The sequence below is a fragment of the Neolewinella persica DSM 23188 genome, assembly GCF_000373105.1.
In the GTDB taxonomy this organism is placed as follows: domain Bacteria; phylum Bacteroidota; class Bacteroidia; order Chitinophagales; family Saprospiraceae; genus Neolewinella; species Neolewinella persica.
The window spans coordinates 73,752-89,048 of the sequence record NZ_KB890421.1; the positions used below are offsets into that span (position 1 = coordinate 73,752).

11 protein-coding genes are annotated in these 15,297 nt (G+C 49.9%); 7 read left to right on the forward strand and 4 right to left on the reverse strand.

The features are described from left to right. Window positions 1-148: 148 nt before the first annotated feature. Complete coding sequence (locus B036_RS0107015; protein WP_020567989.1) at window positions 149-541, reverse strand: DUF3224 domain-containing protein; 393 nt, start codon at window positions 539-541, stop codon at window positions 149-151. A 285-nt stretch (window positions 542-826) separates the two neighbouring features. Between B036_RS0107015 and prmA the strand changes: the two genes are divergently transcribed. The 4 genes from prmA to B036_RS0107035 all read left to right on the forward strand — a co-directional run bounded on the left by prmA (window position 827) and on the right by B036_RS0107035 (window position 7,988). Further along, window positions 827-1,651: a 50S ribosomal protein L11 methyltransferase gene (gene prmA / locus B036_RS0107020; RefSeq protein ID WP_026231764.1), complete on the forward strand. Its 825-nt coding sequence runs from the start codon at window positions 827-829 to the stop codon at window positions 1,649-1,651. Between the two features lie 8 nt (window positions 1,652-1,659). Beyond that, window positions 1,660-6,333 carry a hypothetical protein gene (locus tag B036_RS0107025; protein ID WP_020567991.1) on the forward strand — a complete coding sequence of 1,558 codons (4,674 nt, stop codon included), beginning with the start codon at window positions 1,660-1,662 and terminating at the stop codon, window positions 6,331-6,333. A 110-nt stretch (window positions 6,334-6,443) separates the two neighbouring features. Then, window positions 6,444-7,535 (forward strand): hypothetical protein, encoded by a 1,092-nt coding sequence (locus tag B036_RS0107030; RefSeq protein ID WP_020567992.1) that lies wholly within the window; start codon window positions 6,444-6,446, stop codon window positions 7,533-7,535. A gap of 171 nt (window positions 7,536-7,706) precedes the next feature. Further along, the gene (locus B036_RS0107035; protein ID WP_157472068.1) at window positions 7,707-7,988 is read left to right on the forward strand and encodes a hypothetical protein; all 282 of its coding nucleotides are present in this window, start codon (window positions 7,707-7,709) and stop codon (window positions 7,986-7,988) included. A 148-nt stretch (window positions 7,989-8,136) separates the two neighbouring features. Here B036_RS0107035 and B036_RS0107040 read toward each other — a convergent pair whose 3' ends face one another. Together B036_RS0107040 and B036_RS0107045 are read right to left on the reverse strand one after the other, a co-directional pair. Beyond that, complete coding sequence (locus B036_RS0107040; protein WP_020567994.1) at window positions 8,137-8,871, reverse strand: 5-oxoprolinase subunit PxpA; 735 nt, start codon at window positions 8,869-8,871, stop codon at window positions 8,137-8,139. Between the two features lie 21 nt (window positions 8,872-8,892). Further along, window positions 8,893-9,525: a deoxynucleoside kinase gene (locus B036_RS0107045; RefSeq protein WP_020567995.1), complete on the reverse strand. Its 633-nt coding sequence runs from the start codon at window positions 9,523-9,525 to the stop codon at window positions 8,893-8,895. A gap of 346 nt (window positions 9,526-9,871) precedes the next feature. Here B036_RS0107045 and B036_RS0107050 point away from each other — a divergent pair, with 346 nt between their 5' ends. Beyond that, the gene (locus B036_RS0107050; protein ID WP_020567996.1) at window positions 9,872-10,693 is read left to right on the forward strand and encodes a hypothetical protein; all 822 of its coding nucleotides are present in this window, start codon (window positions 9,872-9,874) and stop codon (window positions 10,691-10,693) included. A 196-nt stretch (window positions 10,694-10,889) separates the two neighbouring features. On the opposite strand, the gene sucC is transcribed toward B036_RS0107050, so the two are convergent. Further along, window positions 10,890-12,092, reverse strand: coding sequence for an ADP-forming succinate--CoA ligase subunit beta (gene sucC / locus B036_RS0107055; protein ID WP_020567997.1), 1,203 nt, complete (start codon window positions 12,090-12,092; stop codon window positions 10,890-10,892). 374 nt (window positions 12,093-12,466) lie between these two features. Between sucC and B036_RS0107060 the strand changes: the two genes are divergently transcribed. Both B036_RS0107060 and B036_RS0107065 read left to right on the forward strand, forming a co-directional pair. Beyond that, on the forward strand, window positions 12,467-13,957 hold the full coding sequence (locus B036_RS0107060; RefSeq protein WP_020567998.1) for an SUMF1/EgtB/PvdO family nonheme iron enzyme: 1,491 nt from the start codon (window positions 12,467-12,469) through the stop codon (window positions 13,955-13,957). Between the two features lie 39 nt (window positions 13,958-13,996). Then, window positions 13,997-15,268 carry a T9SS type A sorting domain-containing protein gene (locus B036_RS0107065; protein ID WP_020567999.1) on the forward strand — a complete coding sequence of 424 codons (1,272 nt, stop codon included), beginning with the start codon at window positions 13,997-13,999 and terminating at the stop codon, window positions 15,266-15,268. Window positions 15,269-15,297 lie beyond the last annotated feature (29 nt).

A 15,297-nucleotide genomic window follows, 5' to 3' on the forward strand; every position in this document is an offset into this window, starting at 1 on the left:
GGAAGGGGTAAAATTAGCTGTAATGTACTTCGTGCCCGGGATGACTCATATTTGGTTTGCGCCCCAAAAGACTCGCTTGTATTAATGTGAAAGCCAAAAGTAATTGACTGAATTACCTGTGACATTTTTCTGTCTAACCCTTGTAAACTCAACCAATCTCATAATCAAAGACGTAGGAATGCTGACCATTTTCATTATTGATCTCCATTTTTCCGGTTAGTCCGGTCAATTCCTCGGTACCGGAATCAGGGATGACCTCCAGAATCAACCGGCTTTCTGTCCCGGACATGATCCCGAAGTGCTGCAGGACGAAAGTGCCGGTTTTTCCAGCCAGGCTCCCCTTCACTTTTTCGATGGCAACGTAGCCTGCAGAACCTTTTACCAGAGACATTCCGGTGAGCATCTCTCCCTGGCTGGTGCCTTCCAGCGGACCGCTGAATTCCTTGTCGATTGACATCCTGCCGAGGCTTGCGCCGTCTGAAGGCGAAGCATAGGTGTCAAGTGGTTTCATGGTGACGGAAAAAGGGCCGGTAATTTTCATTGGTGATGGTTTTGGTGGTAAATATAGGTGGGGTTGGCAGGATAGACCAGGAGTTGTCTGCTACATCAGTGTATAGTTGAATTGAGTTGAGGGCCCGTGGCTCGATTTTCAGTTTCAAGATTGCGCCACGGGCGCTCAACCCGATTACACAACCTTGCTTCTCTATCCTTTTGTCTGCACCTGCGGTTGCGCCCAAAAAAAGCAGAAGCGTACTGCCTCAAAAATAGCTTCTCGTTCAAATCTAAAGCCAAGCCATTACCTTCGCCAAAATTCAACTCATTTGCCATGATGTTCCATCAATATACCCTGGTCAACAACGCTGACCTGACCCAAATTCTGATTGCCTTTTTAGGAGAGGCAGGTTTTGACAGTTTCCAGGAAACGGAAGAGGGGGTACTGGCTTTCGCCAGTGCCGAAGCGCACGACCGCTGGCTGGAAGAGCTGGAAGCGTTGAAGCAACGATTCGAGTTCACCTACACCTGGGCACCGTTGGAAGATAAAAACTGGAATGAAGAGTGGGAACGTCAGTTTAATCCGATCCAAATTGGTGACAGGCTTTACATCCGAGCTGATTTCCATGCTCCAAATCCTGAGGTGGAACAAGAGTTGATCATTACGCCCAAAATGGCTTTCGGAACGGGACACCATGCGACTACTTACATGATGTGTGAGCTGATCTTTGACCAAAACCCGGTAGGGAAGCGGGTATTCGACTATGGTTCCGGAACTGGTGTGCTGGCGATCCTTGCCAAGCGGCTCGGGGCGGCCCAGGCAGACGCCGTAGACATTGAATCGTGGTCGGCAGAGAATACCCTGGAGAATGCGGCCCGAAACGGTGTGATTCTGGATGAAGTTATTCATGGGGAACTGAAGGATGTACCCGAAGGAGCACCCTATGACCTCATCCTGGCAAACATTAACAGAAATGTAATATTAACAACTGCCGAAGCGTTGTATCAGCGCTTGGCTCCAGGCGGAACTGCGCTCTTCAGTGGGATTTTGGTCACCGATGAAGATTTACTTGTTTCCCGCCTTACCAGCTTAGGTTTGCAGCACCAGGAAACCCGCAAAAGGGAAGATTGGCGCGCCTTTGTTTTTACCCGCAACTAAGTGATTACATGCGTTTACCCTTATTTATTACGACGATCCTCTTGTTTACCCATTTGTCTTTTGCACAAGGCATAGAAGAGATACCGCCGGACACCGATCCAGCTGCTTTTTCCGAAGCATTGGAAGACTTCATGAATTTCAATGATAACCGTAAGGCTAAAGACGCTTATGCTAATTTTGTCGGCATATATTTCGGCGGTGGTTTTACCGAAGCACAACAACGTAGAATCATTGCAACCTCGAGGGCAATGGGGAAAAAGCGCATTAGTCGGAGTACCGGTTTCGCTTATTATCTTGACCTATTAGCTACCCTGACCGGAACGGCAGATGCTGAGAATCCGGTATTTGCCGAGTTCCATGATGCCTTTGACCAAATGCTGGCAAATCCGTCTTCACGGGCTGCCGCCATTACGGAATCGCTGCATAATACCTGGGCTTTTCAGGTTAACAAAAAGCTTACACCAAAAGAGGAGCCGACCGGCTGGTTTGTAAGAGGAGGTAAGCCACATTTCTTATACGATGAAACAATCATGATGCGAATTGACTCCATTCAGGAGTTGGTAGCATTGGGCCTCAAGGATACACTCAGAATTGCTGAGACGCAACTACTGGTGAACCTGGCAGAAAGTACTGCGGAAGGAAGTGGCGGCCGGACAGACTGGCAGCGAATTGGCCTTCCGGAAGATGTTTTTGCGGTGTTGGTTAAGTACCAACTCGATATTGGCAGAACAATTTACACGGCGGATTCCGCCCAGTTGCAATTTCCCGATTACTTCGATGATGAAATTTTGATCGGCCGTTTTACGGATAAGGTGGAGGCCGGTGGGGCAAAATCAGGTGGGCAGTATCCTCAATTTGTTTCTGATGACGGGTTCGTAGAAATCAAAAATATCGGGGAAGGGATTAACCTGAAAGGGAATTTTGAAATGAGAGGAAGTACCGTTTACGCCATTGGTATGGCCGGTCGTAAGGCCGAGGTAACCCTGGGGGTTTCAAATAGTGAAGGCACCAGAAAGGTCCGCGCTAAAGCTAACCGTTTCACCGTAAAACCCAGAGAAACAGTTGCTGGCCAGGGGGTTCAAACCACCATATACTTTGGAAAAGACAGCCTTTACCACCCCAGTGTCACCCTTCGAATTGATGTTCAGGAGCAGGTGGCAAAACTGAGTCGGTCAGGCTCTAGTGCTGACCAGAGCCCATTTTACCATAGCCTCAATAATATGAACATCTATGCCGACCAGATGGACGTTTACTTAAGCAGAGACAGTGCTGTGGTAGGCAGGAGATCCGTCTCTTTTGAGGAAAAGCCCGACGTCGTATTTGAGAGCAGGGAGTTTTTCAATGAAACGGACTATATCAGGATTCAGGACATTGCGCGTTCGAATCCGCTCAACATTATTTATGGCTATCGGATGGGCCCGGAAGGCGGAAATGACATCATCGATGCTGAGGTACTGGCGACCAGGTTCAACGCTAAAATGGGTGCGGCAGATATCCAGCCACTTCTCTTTGATCTGCAAACCAAGGGCTACTTGTTCTACGATCCGGAAACCAAACTGGTGACCTTATTACCTAAAGTTGCCCATTATGTGCAGGCCAGCCGGGAAGAAATTGACTTTGATCGCCTGCGTCTTATCAGTCGAACAAAAGACATCAATGCCTTCTTTGACCTGAAGACCGGTGAAATCAGAATTGATAATGTACAGCCCATTGAATTTAACCATGAAAAGCAAATTGCGGTTAAACCCCTGGGTAATCAGGTGACGGTCAAAGGAGATCGTAATTTTGATTTTTCAGGAGACATTTACGCAGGAGGAATGGTCCTGACCGGAAAGAATTTTCATTTTGAGTACGACCCTTACCGGATTAAACTGGACTCTGTTCGTTACTTCGACTTGTTCCTGCCCGTAGAGGACAAGTTTGGAGAAGGAATGAAACGCGAAAGTACCGGGAGCCGTATTGAGCACCTCAGCGGATATCTGCTCATCGATGCACCCAAAAATAAAAGTGGTACTGAAGACATTGCTTACTTCCCTTCGTTGCAGAGCAAAGGGCCTAGTTATATATTTTATGATGGGGCTGATTCTTCGGCCAATTATTCCCGCGATAGCTTTTTCTTTAAATTGGACCCTTTCAGTCTGAACGGGATGGACAGCCTGATTTCAGGTGAAGTTGCTTTTGATGGCAAGCTGTATAGCGGTGGGATTTTTCCCGATATGGAGGAAACACTTGCGATTCAGGAGGACGGAAGCCTTGGCTTTATCACCCAAACTGAAGCAGGTGGTCAGGGTGCCTACGGAGACCGGGGTAAATATGAAGGAGAGGTGATACTTAGTAACCGGGGTCTTGAAGGAAAAGGTAAATTCACCTATCTGGAAGCCAATATCGACAGCGAAGACCTGAGCTTCCAGCTTAATCGGACAACCGCTAGTGCCAAGTCATTTGAGTTGGCGGAGACGAATACTGCCGGAAGAGAAATCCCCCAGGTTAGTGGCAAAGAAGTGAACATCGAGTTTAAACCCTACGCAGACTCTCTGTTGGTAAACTCCGCTGCAGATGTTCCGTTTGAAATGTTCAAGGCCGGAGCGCACCGTTTTGATGGTGGCCTGGTCCTTACGCCAGAAGCACTCAAGGCAAACGGTACACTTGAATGGAGCGCGGCAAGCCTCACCAGCAGTGATCTTGATTTTGGCATCTTCGGTGCCAAAGCCGATACCGCCAATGTTGCCATCAAGTCGTTGTCTGGTGATGACCGACTAGCCTTACAAACGACCAACGTAAATGCGGATGTTGATTTCGAAACACAGATTGCCTCTTTCGAAAACAACACTAATGATCTGGCTACTTCGTTACCCTACAACCAGTTCAAAACAAGTATTGATCGTTTTGATTGGAACATGGCTGGAGGAAGTGTCACCTTCCAGGCCAAGCCTGGAAAGGATCGTTTCACGAGTACCCACCCAGATCAGGATGAACTGACCTTTACCGGAGATGATGCAACCTACGATATCAACACCAGTATGCTGAATGTTGAAGGGGTCCCCTTCGTTACTAGTGCAGACGCCAGGATCTACCCGGGTGATGGAAAGATTCAGGTAGAGCCAGGAGCGAAGATCACGGAAATCACAGGTGCACGAATCGTAGCGGATACAATCAATGAATACCACGTTATGAACCGGGCTACGGTAAGTATCCTTGGACGTAAAGAGTATCGTGCTTCAGGGTTTTATGAGTACAACGTAGGTCCGCACACGCAGGAAGTCGAATTCCAGGATATTGTAGGTACCCGGATAGGTAAAGGGAAGGCAAGTGAAAAGGCGACGGCTACCAGAGCTAAAGGTGAGGTCGAGGAAGGCGCAGACTTTTTTATCGACCACAAGACTAAGTTTTACGGAACGATTAACCTTGACGCCAGTAGCAAAACGCTTTTGTTTGACGGATACGCTAAAATCGAAGCAGAGAAGCTTCCGGGAGCTCAATGGTTTACGATACGTTCGGAGGGAGATAAGAAAAACTTAATGCTTAAGGTTGAAACGCCCAAAGATCGGGAAGGACTTCCCCTCTTTACGGGTATATATTTGAGTAAGCCTAACCGGCAGATCTATCCTAGCTTCGTTCAAACACTTGACTTCAGAAAAGATCACCCGATCCTCGATTGTAACGAAGTAATGCTTTACAACGAAGAAAAAGATATTTTCCTTTTTGGGGACAGCTCAAGGGTCTACTCTCCTGAGAAAATCGGGGGTAATCTTATGCTTTTTGATCACGCTAATGGTAAAGTATCCGGAGATGGTCAATTAGGGCTTGGTGGTAGGCTTAAGTACATTAAAATGAAGTCGTACGGTAGTGTTGCTATGGACTTGCCGGTGACCAGCCGCAGGCAAGCTCCTGAACCTGTACCAGTTGTGGAAGAGAAAAAAGAAGAGAAAAAGGAGACCCCAAGTATGTTCCTTCTTGAGGAAGAAACTGAACCAAAGCCAGTGGATTCAACTGCCGTCGCAGGTGAGGGAAAAACGGGGATAACTATTGAGGGAGAGGTAGCCGAAAAATACCCTGATGTGAAGGTGAAGGCCATGGCTGCTATCGACCTCATTCTGCCTAATAAGTTGGTTAATATGATGGCTACGGACATCATCTCTGGCGGCTACGCCGCCCCCGGACTGAATGTCGTTACCGATAAAGAATTCTATATGGCAGGCCTTGAAACGCTGTTTCCAGAGTCTAAAGAGAAAGTGGAAGCAAGGGCTTCTCTCGACGCCGCAGTTTTCCGGGTCCCCGAAAAGATCAATGATCATACTTTCTTATTTACCCAATTGAATATGAAGTGGTCAAGTGATTATCAGTCATTCGTAACCACCGACAAACTAAGTGGGCTGGCGAGCATCAAAGGCAACCCTATTGCTAAAATGCTGGAGGTACATGTAGAAGTAAAAATGACAACTGGTGGTGATGACCGGCTTTACATTTACCTCAAATCACCAAGTGAGCTTTATTACTTCTTTGGATTTAAGGACGGAATCATGAACGTGGTGTCCAACAATACATCTTTCATGAACGAATTGGAGACCATGAAAGCCAAAGACCTGATCATGAAAATGGACGATGGTGCTACGTACGAGATTTTGCCCGTTAGTCCGGGGACAGCACAAACATTTCTCCGCCGTATTGAAACGGCCTTCTAGGTGGAAGGGCAAGGCCTTCGGAACTCCTGGATATGAGTGCGTTAGTCGAAAATCTGTGATAGTTTCGCCCTAAATCCCTACATTGGGAACTCAATAGAACAATTTTATCCATGGCTATTTTCAATGATCTTAAGCGAATTTTCTTCGGTGCCAAATCGGTAGCTAAGCATCAGGCTGGCAAGGCAGGTGATGCTGCCCGTGAAATAGGAGATGATCTGAAGTCACAGAGTGACGACCTCATCCAGCATACTAAAGAGGCTGCGGGAGAACTAATGGACAAGGCTCCGGAGTACTTCGAAAAAGGAAAAGATGCGCTGGAAGACCTTTCGGACAAAATATGGCGAGATGCCGATGCTGCCGTCGATAAGGGCAAAGAGTTGAAAGACAAGGCCAGCGATGCGATCAATAGCAAACTGGAAGACCTTAACCCTAAAACCGAAGAAATCGACTTAGATGCTGATTTTGGTCTTGACCTCGATGACCTTGGGATGCAGGAAGTTTCTGAGACTGAATCACCGAAGGCCGGGACCATTGACTTTGAGGAAGGCTTGGTTGATGATGTCAGCGGAAAAGTCGCTAAGGCTGCAAGTGGCTTAAAGGACGCTGCCTCCGGCGCGTTTAAAAAAGCTGCAGATGCCACTGCCGGTATTCGTGGGGCAGCTGCAGGTGCTGCTGACAGTGGCCTCAATGCTGCGGCTAAAGCCGGAGCCGGCTTGAAGGACCAGGCGGAGGTTCTTGCCGGAAAAGTTGGTGATGTCAGTGAAGTCGTGGGGGCAAAAGTACTCGAGAAAGGCGACGAAATTCTTGACCGTGCTGCTGAAATTGGTGCGGACTTAAAGGGTAAGGCCAGTGATTTCATCGATCACGCCAACGTAGAGGCCGAAAAAATGAAAATGGAAGAAACCATCGAAAAGGCTAAGCATGCCGCCGAAGTTGCGGAGGCACGGGCACGAGCTTTCGATGGTAAAGAGTCCGCCCGGGACACAGGAGAATCCACTCTGTCTGGCACCGACTCTTTCTTTGATCGCGCCGCTCGCTTTGCTGATGGTGATTACGCCAACGAAGGTGGAAAGGATATGCAGATAAAGAAAAACCCAGACGCCAAGGCCAAAAAAGAAGGAGGCCTCATCTCAGGGTTCCTTGATTCTGATGGTGACGGTGACAGCCTGATTGACGACGCGGAAATCGTTGATGAAGAGTAATAATAGCATTGCCCATTAATAAGAAGTAAAAACACCATGCAAAAGATAAAATTCTATCAGCTGTCGTTTACACATCGTCCCGTTGCAGCTATACTATTTGCCTGTGCTAGCCTCTTTCCGGTGCTTAGTCTGTTTGACATTTTTCAATTTTTGGGTGCATACAACGTCAAATTGATCACAGCCGCCTGCTATATCATCATAGCTTATCAAGTAGGTCTGCGGCGGTTCTTTCACCGGCATTATGTAGAGTGGAATAAGCGTGGGATGACCCTCCGTGTCAACAGCTTCTGGGGATTAAATCTTTCATTCTCTGACGTGAAGAACGTGGTCTTTTCGGAAGACAGCTACACCCTGAATATGTACGGTGGTTCTACAAAGAACATCGATTTAGCCGGTATTGAACAGCAAAGTAAGGAGCGTTTGTTGACGCTGTTGAATACGAATATTCGCTAGTATTCTGTCAGGTCGATTTTGACGCATTAATTCAGAAGAAGGTAGCACGTTTTACTGGCCTGCCGGAAGGCAGGCAGTTTTGACGGGGGTTCAGTCGGTAGAGATAAGGTGCCAACTGTGACAAGGTCGAGCTGACACAGCACTAGTTTTACTGCAACTTCCGAGGCCGGTCCAGCACCTTACGCACTGCCTGAGCCCGTGCTACGGCCCCTTCATGGTCCCCATGGATACAGATAGTCTGAACTTCAAGCGGGTAAGCATTGCCGTCGGTAGCAACGACCTCCCGGCGCTCCAACATTCTCAGCACCTGCGTCCGCGCCTGATCCGGATCATCTAGCACAGCGCCTGCCAGCGTGCGGGACCGTAAACTCAAATTGGCTTCATAAGCACGGTCAGCAAAACCTTCGGCCCAGAACTCCAGCCCTTCTTCCTCCGCAAATGTCCGCAAATACCCATTGGGCGGACCGTAAATGATGGGAATATCTAATTGAGCCGCGACGATGGCCACCGATTGTGCCGCCGCAGGGTACTCATTGGCGTAATGGTATAATGCGCCGTGGGGTTTTAGGTGATGCAGGGTCTCCCCGTAGCTTTCCACCATCCCCTTAAGCGCGCTTACCTGATAGATCAGCTGGGCGTACAGCACCTCATCTTCCAATTCCAGCCTTTTTCTGCCAAAATTTTTCCGGTCGGCAAACCCAGGGTGTGCACCAATGAGCACCCCGTTTTCCTGGGCTAACTCAATGGTTTTTAGCATAGTGTAGGCGTCACCACCATGGAAACCACAGGCAATATTACAACTGTCCAGCAGGGGCATTAATTCCGCATCATTACCTACGGTCTGCTGGTACCAGGATTCTCCGAGATCGGCGTTGAGATTCATATTCAAGTAGGGTAGTGGTGCCTATTCAAACAAGCCATGTAATTTCGCCTGTACATCCTCCACCACTTTCCCCAGGTCTTCCGGCTTATTGGCAAAATCGATGGTATCGATATCAATGATCAGGATATTACCGTCGTTGTAGGTAGCAATCCAATCTTCATAGCGGCGGTTTAGTTTCTTCAGATAGTCAAGGCTCATACTCCCTTCATAATCCCTTCCCCGACTTTCGATGTGGGCCACCAGCGTACCAATTCCAGCCCGGAGGTAGATCAATAGATCGGGCGGGGAAATACGCTTGGTCATTGTTTCGAATAACTTGGTGTAGTTATCAAAATCCCGCTGGGTCATCAAGCCCATATCGTGCAGGTTAGGCGCAAAAATATGGGCATCCTCGTAGATCGTTCTGTCTTGGATAACCGTCCGGTCACCTTCCTGAATCCCCAATATCTGACCGTATCGGTTGTGAAGGAAGTAGACCTGAAGGTTGAAACTCCAGCGCTCCATATCGTTGTAGAAGTCGCTCAGATAGGGGTTGTCGTCGGTACTCTCGTAGTGAACATCCCAGCCAAAATGCTGGCCCAACTTGGTGCAGAGGGTGGTTTTTCCGGCGCCAATATTGCCGGCAATGGCTACGTGCTTAATTTGTTTGGACATGTGCTGAAGCTGGTCGGGATAGTTTATCGTTGCGGCGAAGATAGTTAATGATAGCTAAATCCCCTGGGCGGGGAAATTTCCCTCCTGATTCCACCGATTCAGGAGGGAAACAGGCTTTTGGGCCTTTGTCAGGCGCTGGTTCAGGAGATTTATTTTTGGGCGCGGGCGCAGGTACAGAGTGAGTTTGATGGGAGCAAATTCGGTTACCGCAATACCCCTTCAAAAAAAAGGACAATACTTATCCCGCAATTCCTCTTAAAGCTTGTTACGAAAAGCAGCTATTCCGCTGGTCGACACAATATTCAAGGGATGGCTTACATTTACCCTACGTATATCAAACTACCTAATGAACAGAATTCTACTGCTGGCAATAGCTGGCTTCGCTGGTCTTGCACTGACCGCCCAACAACAATTCTCAGCCATCTACCAGCCCTCCGATGCGGAAGTCCGCGTGGTGACCACACTGGGATGGGACGCTTTCCTGGCAGACCACGCCAGCCAACAAGCTGCTGGCTTTCGCCTGACGGACATCGAGACCTATAAAGAAGGAGGCGATGAGCGAAGCTATGTCGGGATCTATACGGAGAGCCCACTGCGTGACTCCGTAGGCATGGCCGATAGCTGGGCCCGGTTCATTAAACTGAAGCGCAAAATGGTTAAGTCCGGTTACACCATGGTTGATGTGGCCGCAGTGACGCTTAATGAGTCTGATGCGAACTTCTACGGCGTATGGGTCAAAGAAGCCCAACCCTCCATCCATAAAGTATGGTTGCTGGACAGCCGGGAAACCATCATTAAGAAAACCCAGGATATGGCGAAAGATCGCTTTAAGATCAAGCGTGTTCACGTGTTGGACGTGCCGAACGGGGAACCTTCCTTCGTCGTCCTTTATCACTTCTCTCCGGTAGACCGGTTCAACTTCCTCTTCTTTGCAGATACGCTGGAAGAAATCAGGAAGGAAGCAACGGAACGTAAGAAGAGTAAGGTTCAGCTGATTGATTTTGATCGGTTTCGTGAAGGAAATACCACGCAGTATGTTGCCATCTTTCAGGATGGTGAATACGACAGCGAATTCGTCACGGCAGTGCCGATCGGTGAGATCGACGCCAAAGCGATTTCTTTAAAAGAACAGCGTGGACTGAAACTGATTAACCTTAGTGTGGATTAGTTCTGTTGGATGCAGTGCTGGCGTAACGGCAAGGGGCAAATTACCTACTGCAAAACAGCCCCTGTTTCCGGGACGTCGGTGTTGGTACTGGCGGTAAATCAGCGTTAATTGAAGGAAGCTTAGCAACGGTACGCTGCATAAAAACGGGCCGTCGGAATAAATCCCGACGGCCCGTTTCAATTGTCGACGGTCTGACTTATTTCAGTACCGAGGTAACCACATCAGCTGCGTCTTGCAACGTGATGGCGGAACGAACGTTCAAACCGGAGTTGTCGATCATTTCCTTGGCAACAATTGCGTTCGTGCCCTGGAGGCGAACAATGATTGGGACCTTAATGTCACCGATGTTCTTGTAAGCATCGATTACACCTTGGGCAACGCGGTCGCAACGGACGATACCGCCAAAGATGTTGATGAGAATTGCTTCGACTTTTTCGTCGCGCAAGATCATGCGGAAAGCTTTCTCTACCCGTTCTGCGTCGGCGGTACCTCCTACGTCAAGGAAGTTAGCCGGCTCACCACCGGAGAGCTTGATGATGTCCATCGTGGCCATGGCCAGACCAGCGCCGTTTACCATACATCCCACGTTACCGTCCAGGTTGACGAAGTTGAGGCCGTAGCTCGCTGCTTCCACTTCGGTAGGGTCTTCCTCCGTCGTGTCACGCATTTCCGCGATGTCCTTGTGGCGGTACAGCGCGTTATCGTCTACGCTGAATTTACAGTCGACCGCGATGATGCTGTCGTCTGGCTTGTGCAGGGTAGGGTTGATCTCGATCAGGGCTGCATCGGCACCCAGGTAAGCAGCGTACAGCTTGTAGATGAACTTGGTCATGTTCTTGAACGCCAGGCCAGAGAGGCCCAGGTTGAAGGCTACCTCACGGGCGTTGAAGCCCTGCATACCCAGCTCCGGGTCAATGTAGGTCTTGTGTACGAGGTGAGGTGTTTCTTCAGCAACGGCCTCGATATCCATGCCACCCTGCGTAGAGTGGATGATGACATTCTGCTTGCGGGCACGGTCCATCAGAATAGAGATGTAGTACTCTTTGCAGGCAGCGAAATCAGGCGCGTAAGCGTCTTCAGCTACCAGAATCTTATTAACCTGCTTGCCGGGGCCTTCCATTCCGCCGGGTGTTTGCGGCGTCTTCAGCTGCATACCGAGGATATTGGAGATGTGCTCCTGCGCTTCGTTGCGGTTTTTAGCCAGCTTTACCCCGCCACCTTTACCACGGCCACCTGCGTGGATCTGTGCTTTGATCACGGCAAAGCCGCTGCCGGTCTCGGTCGCAAGCTGATCATATTTGGTCATGGCTTCTTCAACGGTATCGGCTGCATAGCCGTTCTGAATCGGCACGCCATACTTAACGAGGATGCTTTTGCCTTGATATTCGTGGAGGTTCATATTGGGGGCTCTTTAGATTTTGGGCGAAGATAGGAAAAGTCAGGTAGTCGGAGAGTCAAAAAGTAAAGCAGTCAGAAAGTAAAGCAGTGATTTGCGAGGGGGGACTGTCTGACCATCTGACTATTAACCATCTGATTGTTCACTCATTTGGCGCGGACGCAGGTGCAAAGTCAGGCCTGATAAGCAAGCAAGAGCGGCGCTATTCTCTAAATTCTCTTGTACCACCCGGATGTTTTTTGCACTCCGCTGTAACAACCATTGATTGTATGGCATAAAGCATCAGGGAGGCCCTTGTTGGCCCCTGCCTTTTTGAAAAACCATCCCATTGCACCAGCGTCCGCGCCAAAAAGTGGCCGCACCATAATCAACAACCTATGTTACGAATTCTTTACTCCTTTCTGCTGCTACTTAGTGGCTTTGCTCTGCACGCCAACAATATTGAAGTAACCAACATCACGCTGGTCGACCAAGACGTGGTTTCGGGCACAACGGTGATTCAGTTCGACCTTAGCTGGGAAAACTCCTGGCGCATCAGCGTTGGCCCGGCGAATTACGATGCCGCCTGGGTCTTTGCAAAATTCCGGGTCAACGGTGGCCCATGGCGTCATACCGTCATAAGTGGTTCTGGCGTCTCCCCAGCGGGCGCAACGGTTGATGTTACCGACAACGTCGGTGCCTTCGTATACCGTAATGCTGACGGAAACGGCGACATCTTCGTCCAGGACATACAACTCGAATGGGACTACGATGCCAGCAACGTTGACGAAAATGCCGTAGTCGACGTCCAGGTCTTCGCCCTGGAAATGGTCTATATCCCCGAAGGAGAATATCGCTTAGGTACCGGCTTTGGCGGTATCGGAGCGGAAAACGAAGTGGGAGAATTCAGGACCAGGGGCGCGGTATTCCCAACCTTTTACAGCGCCTACCGGGTAACCTCAGAAGCGGCGATTACCGTTGGTGGCGGGACAGGACAATTGGACTACAGTACAGCTACCGGAGGTAGCCGCCCCGGCGATCTTATGGGCCCGATTCCCGCAGCTTTCCCCAAAGGATTCTCTGCATTTTACTGTATGAAGTATGAAATGTCGCAGTCGCAGTACGTGGCCTTCTTTAATACGCTGACCCAAACCCAACGGGTAAATCTGGATGTCACCGGACCGAATGGAAAGGGCCAGGATACGGAACTCAACCGTAATGGCGTAAGCTGGGAGGATGCCGGAAATGCTACCACAACGTTGCCCGACGTGCCGCTCAACTACGTCAACAACAACATCTTACTTGCGTACCTGGACTGGGCGGCGCTCCGCCCCATCACCGAAATGGAGTATGAAAAGGCTGGCCGGGGTACCGCCAACCCGGTTAATAATGAATTCGCCTGGGGAACCGCCAACATCCACGCCACTGACTACGATTACCAGAACCTGAACGGCACTAATGAGCGTATATCTAATCCGGGAGAAGGCGTTGGGAATGCCCTCTACAACGCAACGAACGGCACACCCACAGGCCCGAAACGTTGTGGTATTCTTGCGGCGAGTGCGGTGAACCCTACCCGGGAGGATACCGGTGCCGGTTACTACGGCGTTATGGAGCTTACGGGCAACCTTTATGAACGTTGCATAACGGTTGGCAACCCCGAAGGGCGGGCCTTTACGGCTGCCCACGGAGACGGCCAACTACTGAGTAGCGGCACCCATAATGTAGCCACCTGGCCAGCGGATAATAACACCGGTTTCGGTTACCGGGGAGGGTCTTTCTTTAATGGTTCTGACTTCATCCGCCTTTCAGATCGTTACGACGCTGCTACAGTGCTGGTGGGAGCAAACAACCGTCTCGGCTTTCGTGGCGTACGCTCGGCTGATTAATCGGGGACGTAATTTTCTAACGTCTCAATTAATTATGCCATGAACTATAAAATTATCATGTGGAGATGCCTTGTTCTTCTTGGAGGAGTTTTGGTAACCGTTCCACTTTTTGCTCAGTATGCTGGTGGGAATGGTGACGGATTCACCAACAACGCGATCGTACAAGTAACCTTTGACGGGGTCCCCGCCGGGATTACTGCACTATTTCTCGGTGGAGATGGAGATGGCTTCGATCATGTTACCGAAAGCCTCACCTTGTCCGGAATCGATCTTTCTTCCCTGTTCAGTGGTGGCGATGGCGACGGCTTCGATCAGCATACCGTCAGCCTAACCATCAGTGGCGAAAACTTAGCTTCGCTCTTTGGTGGTGGCGATGGCGACGGATTTGACGGGGAAGTTATTTCCCTGACGCTCTCCGGCAACACGCTGACCGGACTATTCGGCGGTGGCGACGGTGACGGTTTCGACGGAAAAACCATCAATGCCACCATCAGTGGTGAATCGCTGACTGGGCTATTCGGCGGCGGTGTTGGCGACGGATTCGATAACCTATCCATTTCTCTTGCCCTCAACGGCACCGATCTTGCCGGCCTGTTCGGTGGAGGCTCCGGCGATGGCTTCGACGTGCTGCAGTTTTCTACCACCATCAGCGGCCAGGACCTGGCCGCCTTATTCGGCGGCGGAGATGGGGACGGTTTCGATGTCTCTCTGTACGTAGGCAGTATCCCCTTACCGCTCACGCTCATCAGTTTCGACGCCTTCCCGGAGCAAGACTACGTCTTGCTCAAGTGGGTGACCGAGAATGAGGAGGCGACAGATTTCTTCACGATCGAGAAAACTGTAGATGGCTCCTCCTTCGCTTTTGTTGGCGATACGGACGCTGCCGGCTTCTCCGAGCCAGGAGAACAACTCCACTACGAAATGCGGGACGATGAACCTTACCAGGGATCCTCCTTCTACCGGCTGAAAACTACGGATTTTGACGGTGTAGTGAGCCTCTCACACCTGATAGAGGTACAATATTCCGACGCTGCTGACTGGTCATTTAACCTCTTCCCCAACCCAAATACGGGTAAACATTTCAGCGTGCGCACGGAAGGAATGGAAGCAGGGGAGACTATGACGCTGGAAGTTTTTGACCTTATGGGCAAGGCCCTGTTTACCGAATCTTACCTCCACCTTCCGGGGCAGGCTTTTCGTTTTGACCTGGAACGGCGCCTGCCTGCCGGATCTTATATGATCCGGCTCGGGCACAAAGGCAGCCTGGGATACCAGGCAAAGATTCTCCTGGTGGGGGGAGGAGGGCAGTAGTCTTATCCTTTAACTTCCTAACGTAAATG

Excerpts from the sequence above, each read along its gene's own strand:
- B036_RS0107015 (WP_020567989.1), bottom strand. The coding sequence starts at position 541 with ATGAAAATTACCGGCCCTTTTTCCGTCACCATGAAACCACTTGACACC.
- prmA (WP_026231764.1), top strand. The coding sequence starts at position 827 with ATGATGTTCCATCAATATACCCTGGTCAACAACGCTGACCTGACCCAA.
- B036_RS0107025 (WP_020567991.1), top strand. The coding sequence starts at position 1,660 with ATGCGTTTACCCTTATTTATTACGACGATCCTCTTGTTTACCCATTTG.
- B036_RS0107030 (WP_020567992.1), top strand. The coding sequence starts at position 6,444 with ATGGCTATTTTCAATGATCTTAAGCGAATTTTCTTCGGTGCCAAATCG.
- B036_RS0107040 (WP_020567994.1), bottom strand. The coding sequence starts at position 8,871 with ATGAATCTCAACGCCGATCTCGGAGAATCCTGGTACCAGCAGACCGTA.
- B036_RS0107045 (WP_020567995.1), bottom strand. The coding sequence starts at position 9,525 with ATGTCCAAACAAATTAAGCACGTAGCCATTGCCGGCAATATTGGCGCC.
- B036_RS0107050 (WP_020567996.1), top strand. The coding sequence starts at position 9,872 with ATGAACAGAATTCTACTGCTGGCAATAGCTGGCTTCGCTGGTCTTGCA.
- sucC (WP_020567997.1), bottom strand. The coding sequence starts at position 12,092 with ATGAACCTCCACGAATATCAAGGCAAAAGCATCCTCGTTAAGTATGGC.
- B036_RS0107060 (WP_020567998.1), top strand. The coding sequence starts at position 12,467 with ATGTTACGAATTCTTTACTCCTTTCTGCTGCTACTTAGTGGCTTTGCT.
- B036_RS0107065 (WP_020567999.1), top strand. The coding sequence starts at position 13,997 with ATGAACTATAAAATTATCATGTGGAGATGCCTTGTTCTTCTTGGAGGA.